The organism is Rothia sp. HMSC069C04 (assembly GCF_001812895.1).
Lineage (GTDB): Bacteria > Actinomycetota > Actinomycetes > Actinomycetales > Micrococcaceae > Rothia.
This window is the reverse complement of record NZ_KV810736.1, coordinates 572,519-582,981: the sequence shown is the minus strand read 5'-3', so window position 1 is coordinate 582,981 and position 10,463 is coordinate 572,519. Positions and strand designations below refer to the sequence as shown.

7 protein-coding genes are annotated in these 10,463 nt (G+C 61.4%); 6 read left to right on the top strand and 1 reads right to left on the bottom strand.

Annotation, left to right across the window (positions count from 1 at the left end; genetic code table 11):
• Positions 1-79: 79 nt before the first annotated feature.
• Entirely contained in the window at positions 80-1,513 is a 1,434-nt protein-coding gene (gene purB, locus HMPREF2879_RS05040) for an adenylosuccinate lyase (RefSeq protein ID WP_070507255.1), read from the bottom strand.
• Between the two features lie 291 nt (positions 1,514-1,804).
• On the opposite strand from purB, the gene HMPREF2879_RS05035 reads away from it, so the two are divergent.
• The 6 genes from HMPREF2879_RS05035 to HMPREF2879_RS05010 all read left to right on the top strand — a co-directional run bounded on the left by HMPREF2879_RS05035 (position 1,805) and on the right by HMPREF2879_RS05010 (position 10,431).
• Complete coding sequence (locus HMPREF2879_RS05035; protein ID WP_070634952.1) at positions 1,805-2,398, top strand: ABC transporter substrate-binding protein; 594 nt, start codon at positions 1,805-1,807, stop codon at positions 2,396-2,398.
• 19 nt (positions 2,399-2,417) lie between these two features.
• Complete coding sequence (locus HMPREF2879_RS05030) at positions 2,418-4,826, top strand: hypothetical protein (protein WP_049359934.1); 2,409 nt, start codon at positions 2,418-2,420, stop codon at positions 4,824-4,826.
• A 252-nt stretch (positions 4,827-5,078) separates the two neighbouring features.
• A complete protein-coding gene (locus tag HMPREF2879_RS05025) occupies positions 5,079-6,206 on the top strand; it encodes a histidinol-phosphate transaminase (RefSeq protein WP_012902822.1) in 1,128 nt (375 codons plus the stop codon).
• 413 nt (positions 6,207-6,619) lie between these two features.
• The gene (locus HMPREF2879_RS05020) at positions 6,620-7,786 is read left to right on the top strand and encodes a thiamine pyrophosphate-dependent enzyme (RefSeq protein ID WP_049331474.1); all 1,167 of its coding nucleotides are present in this window, start codon (positions 6,620-6,622) and stop codon (positions 7,784-7,786) included.
• A gap of 2 nt (positions 7,787-7,788) precedes the next feature.
• Positions 7,789-8,775 (top strand): alpha-ketoacid dehydrogenase subunit beta, encoded by a 987-nt coding sequence (locus HMPREF2879_RS05015; RefSeq protein WP_070634951.1) that lies wholly within the window; start codon positions 7,789-7,791, stop codon positions 8,773-8,775.
• A gap of 147 nt (positions 8,776-8,922) precedes the next feature.
• Positions 8,923-10,431 (top strand): dihydrolipoamide acetyltransferase family protein, encoded by a 1,509-nt coding sequence (locus HMPREF2879_RS05010; RefSeq protein WP_070634950.1) that lies wholly within the window; start codon positions 8,923-8,925, stop codon positions 10,429-10,431.
• The last annotated feature ends 32 nt before the right edge of the window (positions 10,432-10,463 follow it).

Sequence of the window (10,463 nt, the reverse complement as noted above, 5' to 3'; positions counted from 1 at the left end):
TATTTTCGATGTCCAAGAAACGGGAGGCAGTTCAAACACAGGGAACCGGGGTCTTTAGTTTTTAATCCTTTGCTACGGACTAAGCGTTCTTCGCATGGTCCAGCAGCTGAGCCGCAATACCGTTATAGGTGTGCGGAGTCAGAGCCGACAGACGCGCCTCAGCCTTGGGGGAGAGGCCCAGAGTAGCCACAAACTCCTTCAGACGAGCAGCATCCACGCGGTGACCGCGAGTCAGCTCCTTCAGACGCTCATACGGGTTCTCCATGCCGGGAACACCTGCGATAGCCTCAGCGCGCATCACCATCTGGATCGCCTCAGCCAGAACCTCCCAGTTCGCATCCAGATCAGCGGAAATAACCTCGGTCGCAATATCCAGACGCTCAAGGCCCTTCACCACATTGGAGATAGCCAGCACCGAGTGACCAAACGCCACACCAATATTGCGCTGCGCCGAGGAGTCAGTCAGGTCACGCTGCCAACGAGAAGTCACCAGGGTCGAACCCAGCGAATCCAGCAGAGCGTTAGAGAGCTCCAGGTTAGCCTCCGCATTCTCAAAGCGAATCGGGTTCACCTTGTGCGGCATAGTGGACGAACCGGTCGCACCAGCCACCGGAATCTGACGGAAGAAACCAATCGAAATGTAGCTCCACACATCGGTGCAGAGGTTGTGCAGCACGCGGTTGAAATGAGCGATATCCGAGTACAGCTCAGCCTGCCAGTCGTGCGACTCAATCTGGGTGGTCAGCGGGTTCCAGGTCAGGCCCAGGTGCTCCACAAAACCACGAGAAACAGCCTGCCAATCAGCGTCAGGAACCGACGCATAGTGAGCAGCGTAAGTGCCGGTCGCACCATTAATCTTGCCGAGGAACTCGGTAGCAGCAGCGTGCTTCACCTGACGCTTCAGACGGTAGGCGAGAACACCCAACTCCTTACCCAGGGTGGAGGGAGTTGCAGGCTGACCGTGAGTGCGGCACAGCATCGGCACGTCGCGGCCTTCCTCAGCCAGCTTCAGCAGAACCTCAATCAGGTTCTCAGCAGCCGGAACCCACACGTTCTCAACAGCATCCTTGATGCCCAACGCGTAGGCGAGGTTGTTAATGTCCTCAGAAGTGCAGCCGAAGTGAACCAGCGGCACCAGGTGACCCAGGCCCAGACCCTCCAGACGGCGGCCAATGTAGTACTCAACCGCCTTCACATCGTGAACGGTGACTGCCTCAATCTCTGCCAGCTCAGCGACAGAATCAGCGTTGAAATCGGTCACAATGGCGCGCAGGCCCTTCTTCTGCTCCTCGCTCAGCGGGGACAGACCCGGCAGCACCTCGTGCTCGCACAGGTAAATGAACCACTCAACCTCAACGTGGATGCGGTCGCGGTTCAGCGCCGCCTCAGAGAGGTAGTTGGTCAGGGGTGCGGTCACGGAAGCGTAGCGTCCGTCCAGGGGGCCCAGCGCAAGTTCGCCGGTGCCCAGGTCAATACGGCCAGAAGGCAAGAAGGTGTTATTGGTGTGAGACATAACTCTATTTTTGCATGAATTCGCCGAAAAAAAGAGGCGGGCAGAGCATATGGACGTGATGGGTGGCTGGGTTAGTTGCAGAAATATGACAAAACGAGGGGGTGCGGAGGGGGCATTTTTTGGGTTTTGAGGGGCAAAAACGTGCGAATTCTTCGAAACAAGCCTGAGTTATCCACAGGTTGGCGTACTCCGCCTGCACGGTCACCGCGGCAGATTTAGCCTAAAACAAACCCAAACACAGGACAGAAACAGGCGCACAAACAACCAGTCCAACCACCGAAAGGACGCCCCATGAACACAATCGTCGACACCGCACCGCCTCCCGCACCCCAGCTGCCCCGCATCGAACCAACCGATATCCTCCGCGCAGCAGGACACATGGGCATCGGCACCGCCGCCGGCCACGCCCTCGCCACCCAGCTTATGGCCGCCGCCGCCCTCGCCCGTGCCAAAGGCGCAGAACTCTCCCACAGGATGCGCACCGAAGCCCAAGAAATCCGCACCGCACACCAACGCGCCAACGAACTCAACGGCGACCGCTGGGCATCCGAAGCCGGACGCGCCTACCGGCGACAACTCGAAGAACACCGCGAAAAAATCCGCAACCAGGCCGAACAAGCCGAAGGCACCGCCGCCATGATTGCCGCAGCCGGAGAAGAACTCGCCAACGACCTCACCGGCAAAGCGCAGGCAATCAAAGCCGCCGCCTCCGCCGTAGATAACCTACTCGGCAAAATTGCCGACGGCGCTGCGGACGCACTCGAAAAGCTCAACCCCGGCGAAATCATCGCCCGCTCAGGCGTGCAAAAAGCCCAGTCAACGCTCGATTCGCTCATGCACGTGAACCTGCCCGACGGGCTGAGCTCGCTCATCCGAACCCACTAACCCCACCCTAGGAGACACCATGATTACCGGACCCACCGTTGCGCCCATCGGTGACCTCAGCAACTCCGCAGGGCCCACCGCAGGCACCATCAGCGTTGAGCTTGAAGAAATGCCCGCCATTGCCGACGGCCTCGACGCCGTCAGCCGCACCTGCGCCGACCGCACCATGCCGATTCTTGGCATCGCCACCGAGACTCGGCTCTTCCTCGGCATTAACGGACGTGCCCAGCAGGCTGCCGCTATTTGCGCCGTCCTTGCTGCAGACCTCGGTATGAGTGCCGCAAAGTTCGGCGTCACCGCAGCCACCGTCCGAGCCGCCCACAGCTCCTACCTGCAGGTTGAAAACACCGTCGCAGGCTGGTTCGAATCCATGGGCATCGCAAAGGACGGCAAGCTACCCGACGGACGCAGCACCCGAGGTCACTTCCGCGGCCTCATCGCTGGAGAACCCGGCGAAGCTACCTACCTCTTGAAGCTCACCATTCCCGAGCTTGGGTACTTCTCGGCATCTCGGACGCTGCCGTATTCGCCTCTCGTGGCGGGTATTCTTTTCGGCTTCACCGCCTACATGGATGCCAAATGGAATCCTGAAATTGCCCGTCAGCGAGCATTTGACCGCCTTGCAAGCATGTTTGGCATTCCGCGAGGACTTGCTCGAAAGGCACTGGGCGGTGGTCTATCTAACCTCATCAAGGCAGCTATCGGTGGAAACGCGGTTTACAACGTCCGTACAGCCTCTGCGGAGGAATACGGTATTGCTACGCATCGCGGCGAGAAAAACCAGCTCTCTGTGGGCGCCAGCTCGGAACGTCTTCTGGCGGCGGCGCAGGCGCAGGACCTTGAACTTGAACGTTCCCGGCAGGACCCTTTGACCGCTGAACGTAGTGCCGTACTCGTCACCGTTATGTACGAAGCAGGACATGAAGGCGACCCTGCCCATGCGCTGTATGTGGTGAGCATTCCGGGTACTATCTTTGGATCTTGGGGTGGATCCATCATAGATGGCGAGGGGACTCTCCGTGAAGCAGCGGGCCCAGACCAGATGAACTCTGCGTACATGATGATTTTGCAGGCTCTGCGTGATGCTGGTGCTCCCAAGGGTGCTCGTGTATACATGGAGGGCTTCAGCCAGGGAGCAATGATCGCCCACAACATGGCGAATAGTGCTGAAGTCGCCAAAGAAATCAATATTGTGGGTGTCTATGCCCAAGCTGCCCCGATGCGAGGTATGTCAGCCAAACAACGTGACTTTGCCGTGGATTACGTGGAGGGTGACGGCGATGGGGTTCCTGATATAGCAAAGAAGATTCCCTTGCCACAGATTTTTGGAGAACCGTGGCATCCTGATGAACGCGATACGGTAATCACCGTCAATAACCATGAGCATCATGCCGTAAATTACCACGAAGCCCTACACCGTGAAGGGCATAGCGGCAAGGTGCCTGGCGGCATGCGCGCCGCAATGGATGGTAAAGAGTATGTGCTGGGGGAACAGAAGGTTACCTCCGCCTCAAACCTGCCGGACGGTCTGCCTCCCGCTCTACGAGTGGGTATAACTATCAAACGTACCGAGGGCTACGCTGTTGCAGCCCTTGCATCAGGAACTATCCCTGGTGGCTTGGGTATAGTTGAGGGGATTGATCAGCTGACAGGCGGGCGCCTGGGGCAAGCAAAGCGTGGTATCGAAGATACCGTCTCAGATGTCCAACAGGGCATGGAGATTGCCAAGCAGAGGGCCGAGGGTCTCCAGCGAGAAGCTGGAGAAACCGTACAGGCGGCTGCTAAGCAAATCCCCGCCGTCATCGAGGGCATCAAAAAGACCATCCCTCACCCCGAGCCGACTCCGCAGGAATCTCAGAACCCGCAGCCTGCATGGCCCGAAATGCCTGTGCCGCAGATGCCCAAGGTGCCCCTCCTGCAGGGATACAACCCGCAGCATCTGCCGCCCGCCATCAAGATGCCGAGCGACCTGAGCCGCCCCGAGCCTGCCCACATCAAGATGCCGAGCGACCTGAGCCGTCCGGAGCCTGCGCCCATCAAGATGCCCACTCGAATCGAGGCAGAGGGGCAGCTACCCCCTGCAGGTCTAATCCCGCCGGACATTCTGCCCAAACCTGCAGATCTGCATACGCACATCGAAAAGGCTGTTACTCAGCCAATCATCGATCAGCTGCAGCTCCCTAACGCGGGTTCCGCGCTCAAGAATCCTCCAATCTTCGGAGCCAGGCAAGGCGGAGACTACGACGGCGTTGAGTCGCTCATTCCCATCCTGCCAGGCCAGAAGCCGGCACCCATGCTCCCGCCCAAGAGCATTGACCCCGGCTTCCTCGCACCAACTCCGCCCGAGAACATCGACCCCGGGTTTCGCGCCCCAGGCCCTCCCGAGGATCTGACTCCCCTCGAGGAGCGTGAACCCCTGATGGTCTAAACACCGAGTCTAAAAGCATCAATCTCAAGGACTCTGTATCTCAAAGACTCGGTGGAGGGTGGAGGGGACGAGTAGAGTAGAGAAGAGAAAAGGAGGGGCGCCACCGGGAACAACCCCGGCGGCGCCCCTCCATCTTTGCGTACAGCACTCGCGGCCAGTATCTGCTGCCTGCACAGTTACAGCTTGCTCGCGACCTGCTCTCCAGGTGAGAAGCGTTAGCCTCCGAGCCGCCCGCAGGCACATACTGGAACCATGAGCCAGTCAGCTGAACACGCCAACATCCCGGTCCGCCCCGTCTTCAACACCCTGCCCAGCTACGCGGCAGGCAAGCCGCCCACACCCGTTGAAGGCCTCACTCAGTACAAGCTCTCCTCGAACGAGAACCCGCTGGGCCCCGTACCCGAGGTTGCGCGCGTCCTCGCAGAATTTGCGACAGCGCACCGCTACCCCGACCCGCTCTCCACCGCCCTGCGTCAGAAGCTCTCCGCACGGCTCGGCGTGGACGCTGACGACATCGTCACCGGTGCCGGAAGCCTCGGTGCGCTCAACCAAATCCTCAAAACCTTCGCCGGCGTAAACGCCGACGGCGTGCAGGATGAAGTCATCTACGCCTGGCGCTCCTTCGAGGCATACCCGATCCTCGTCGGCATTATGGGCGCTCGCAGCGTGCAGGTGCCGAACCTGCCCGACGGCTCACACGACCTGGACGCCATGGCGGCAGCCATCACCGACCGCACCCGCCTGATCCTGGTCTGCACCCCCAACAACCCGACCGGCCCCGCCGTCACCGAAAGCCAAATCCGTGCGTTCCTGGAGAAGGTGCCCGCCCACATCCCCGTGGTGATTGATGAGGCGTACTTCGAGTTCTGCGCCGCCTCCACCGTGCCGGAAGGTGAAGAAGCCCCGCTGAACGGCCTGGACATCTACCGCGACTATGAGAACGTCATTATTCTGCGCACCTTCTCCAAGGCGCAGGGCCTGGCGGGTCTGCGCGTGGGCTACTCGATTTCGCACCCGCAGATTACGCAGCACCTGCGCGTGGCGGCAACCCCGTTCGCCGTGACGGCGCTGGCTGAGGCGGCGGCTATCGCCTCCATCGAGCATGAGGATGCGGTGATGGAGCGCGTGAGCCACCTGGTCTCTGAGCGTGAGCGCGTGACCGCCCGCTTGCGCGAGCTGGGGTACGAGTTCCCGAGCACCTACGCGAACTTTGTATGGCTGCCGCTGGGGGAGCGCACGGGTGAGTTCGTGCAGCTGATGGCTGAGCATGCGCTGTCGGTGCGTGCGTTTGGTACCGAGGGTGTTCGCGTGAGTATCGGTGAAGTGGAGGCGAACGACCGTTTCCTCTCGCTCTGCGAGGTCTTCGCGAAGGGTCTCTAGAGCCTCTTGTGAAGGGGCGGGAGTGCCCACCCTGCCCTGTTTGAGCCCTAATTGAACAATGTACTATTTTCCCTTGTCGAGGTTTGTTTGGGCTTTTCAAATGGTTCTCGCGCGGAAAAAATGATGACCCGAAAAAGCTCTCAATAGTTAAATTAAACCTCCCGTATATTCCTGAAAAAGAATATATGGGAGGTTTAATTTAATGATGTTCAAATAGTGAATGACAGGGCATAATACGCTGTGTTATCAGCGTAACTGCCGCGAGATAAAGCCGAAAAGAGTAGACTGGTAACTATATATGCCCAGACCCTCACAGGCTTGCCGGAACACCTCAAACCCTGCACCATCAGGTGAAAGTTGAGACTAAAACCCAAGTCGCTGAGGGCCAAGCCCTCGTCACGTGTGGAGGTTAGATGCACGAGAACGACAAGTACCCGGGAGTGCCCGAGCGCATCCAGCTCATGGATGAGAACGGCACCGTCCACGAACACCCCACCTTCAGCCGATACGTCAAAGACGTCGATGGTGATACCCTGCGCGAGGCCTACCGCCTCATGTACACCACCCGCCGCTTCGACGACGAGGCGACCGCCCTGCAGCGCCAGGGCCAGCTCGCCCTGTGGGTTCCTAGCCGAGGCCAGGAGGCCGCGCAGGTCGGCTCCGCACTGGCCTACGCCCCCAACGACTACATCTTCCCCTCCTATCGTGAGCACGCCGTCGCCCTGGCGCGCGGTGTGGATTTCCGCGATCTGATTACCATCTTCCGCGGCACCACCACCCACGGTTGGGACATGAAGGCCCACAACTTCCACACCTACACCAAGGTGCTGGCCGCCCAGACCCTGCACGCCGTCGGCTACGCCATGGGCCTGAACTTCGATGCCGATATCGAGGCTGAAACCGGCAAGCGCCCCACCGGCCAGGGCCAGGCCACCGACCCCGCAACCGACGCGCAGAAGCCCGCCGTCGCGGTCTACTTCGGCGACGGCTCCTCCAGCGAGGGCGACGTTCACGAATCCATGGTCTTTGCGGCCTCCTATGACGCCCCGGTGCTCTTCTTCGTGCAGAACAACCGCTGGGCCATCTCGGTTCCCTTCGAGGTGCAGTCGCGCGTGCCGATTTCGACCCGAGCCGCCGGTTACGGCTTCGAGGGCCTGCGCGTGGACGGCAATGACATCCTGGGCGTGCTCGCGGTGACCCGTTACGCCATGGAGAAGATTCGTGCCGGCGAGGGCCCCGTGCTCATCGAGGCCGAGACCTACCGCCTGGGCCCGCACACCACTGCCGACGACCCCACGAAGTACCGCACCGAGGCCGACCTTGAAGGGCCGCTGCACCGCGACCCCATGATTCGCCTCGAGAAGTACCTGCGCGAGCAGGGCTACGCCGACGATGCCTTCTTCGAGGAGGTTGCCGAGTCTGCCCAGAAGGTCGCATCCGGCGTGCGCGACGCCGTACTTTCCGCCGAGGTGGCAGACTTTGAGCACTTCTTCGACCGCGTCTACGCCCAGGAACACCAGCAGGTTGAGGACGACCGCGAATTCTACCGCACCTACAACGCAGGCTTTGAAGAGGAGTAAAGATGAGCGAAAACATTGAGCGTTTGACCCTCGCCAAGGCCATTACTCGCGGCCTGGAGGATGCCCTGGAGGCTGACCGCACCGTGGTTCTGCTCGGTGAGGATATCGGCAAGCTTGGCGGCGTGTACCGCGTGACCGAGGGCTTGCAGGCCCGCTTCGGCAACCGCCGCGTCATGGATAGCCCGCTGGGGGAGTCCGGCATTATCGGCACCTCCATCGGCATGGCGCTGCGCGGGTACCGCCCCGTTCCCGAGATTCAGTTCGACGGCTTCGTTTTCCCCGCCTTCAACCAAATCACGAGCCAGCTTGCGAAGATTCACAACCGCACCGATAAGCAGTACATCGTGCCGGTGACGATTCGTATTCCCTACGGCGGCGTGATTGGCTCGGTGGAGCACCACTCCGAGTCACCCGAGGCGCTGTTCGCCCACACCGCCGGCCTGCGCATCGTGACCCCCTCGAGCCCGCACGAGGCCTACTGGATGACCCGCAAGGCGATTGAGTGCCCGGATCCGGTCATTATCTTTGAGCCCAAGCGCCGCTACTGGCTCAAGGGGGACGTGGACCTGAACGACACCTCCTTCGACCCGTTTAGCGCCAAGGTCGTGCGCGAGGGTACCGACGCCACGATTGTTGCGTACGGTCCGCTGGTGCCGGTGGCCCTGGCAGTTGCGGAGGCCGCGGTTGAGGACGGCCGCTCGATCGAGGTGATTGACCTGCGCTCGATTTCTCCACTGGATGTGCCGACCGTGGCCGCCTCGGTGGCGAAGACCGGCCGACTGATTATCGCCCACGAGGCTCCCACCTTCGGCGGCATGGGTGGTGAGCTGGCGTCCGCGATTACGGAGCGTTGTTTCTACAGCCTGCAGGCCCCGGTGATCCGCGTGGGTGGCTACTACATGCCGTACCCGGTTTCCCGCGTGGAGGAGGAGTACGTGCCAGATATTGACCGCATCCTGGAGGCGGTTGATCGCGCTTTCGATTACTAGGCGCGGTTTCGGGGTTGGTATGTGCACCCCGCTTCTTGACGCTTCGTTCTGAGGTGTGTCGCCGGCCCGAAACCGACGGCACGCTCGCGGCGGGTAGGACCGCCCATAATATTCCATGTAGGGTATATACCCTAGTGAGAGGTAAATATGTCCCAGATTTTTTCGCTTCCCGACGTGGGCGAAGGCCTGACCGAGGCTGAAATCCTCAGCTGGAAGGTCGCAACCGGCACCGAGGTCGCCATCAACGATGTGCTGGTCGAGATTGAAACCGCGAAGAGCGTCGTCGAACTGCCCTCGCCCTTCGCCGGCACCGTCGAAGAACTGATGGTCGCCGAGGGTGAGACCGTCGAGGTGGGTACCCCCATCATCCGCATCTCCGGTGGCGACGGCGCGGCCCCGGCCGCCCCCGCCGCGCCGCAGCAGGAGACCGAATCCGGCACCGCGCTGGTCGGCTCCGGACCCAAGGCGGACGCCGTTAAGCGCCGCGCACGTAAGCGTCCCGTCTCCGCGGCCCAGCCCGCACCTGCCGCCCCCGCATCACCCGCGGCGCCGACAGTTCAGGCACCCGTGGCGCACACTCCCGCTGACTCGGCAAACCGTAACCAGGGCCTGCTGAGCGAGCTGGCTGAGCGCGCCTCCCGCTTTGTGGAGAACACCCCGCTGAACTCGGTGGTGCAGCGTCTGGCCCACGAGCCCATCGCCGCCCAGACCCCGGCACCCGCGCAGGACTCGGCTCCCGCGCCGACTTTGGCTCCCGAGCAGGTTCCGCACCGCCCTACCCTGGCGGCCCCTCCGGTGCGTTTGGCCGCTAAGGAACTCGGCGTCGACCTGGCCCACGTGACCGCCACCGGTGCCCGCGGCCAGGTGACCAAGCAGGACCTCATGAACTACGTTGCCCACCTCAAGGACGTGCAGCACAGCGGTGCCCGCCAGCCCTTCTGGCAGGGTGCAACCACCCCGGGCGACCGCATCGAGCGCATCCCGGTGCGCGGCGTGCGCAAGGCCACCGCGAAGGCCATGGTCGCCTCGGCCTTCAGCGCCCCGCACGTGTCGATTTTCGTGGACGTGGATGCATCCCGCACCATGGAGTTCGTCAAGCGCCTGAAGAAGTCCCGCCACTTTGAGGGCGTGAAGGTCACCCCGCTGCTGGTTCTGGCCGCCGCGGTGATTTGGGCCGCCGAGCGCAACCCGCAGGTCAACGCAACCTGGACCGACAGCGAGATCCAGATTAAGCACTACATGAATCTGGGTATCGCTGCGGCGACCCCGCGCGGCCTGATGGTTCCGAACATCAAGGATGCCCAGGAGCTTTCCCTGCGCGAGCTTGCGATTGCCCTGAACAACCTGACCACTCGCGCTCGTGAAGGCAAGACCCAGCCGGCAGAGATGGCGAACGGCACCCTGACCATTACGAATATCGGTTCGCTGGGCATTGATACCGGTACCCCGATTATCAACCCGGGTGAGGTTGCGATTGTGGCCTTCGGTACCATCAAGCAGAAGCCGTGGGTGGTTGACGGCGAAGTGATTCCTCGCTGGGTGACGACCCTGGGCGGTTCGTTCGATCACCGCGTGGTGGACGGCGACCTCTCGGCTCGCTTCATGGCCGATGTGGCAGCAATTCTTGAGGAGCCTGCACTGCTGCTGGACCACTAGGCGGCACATTTTAGCTAGTCAGTGTCGTATTG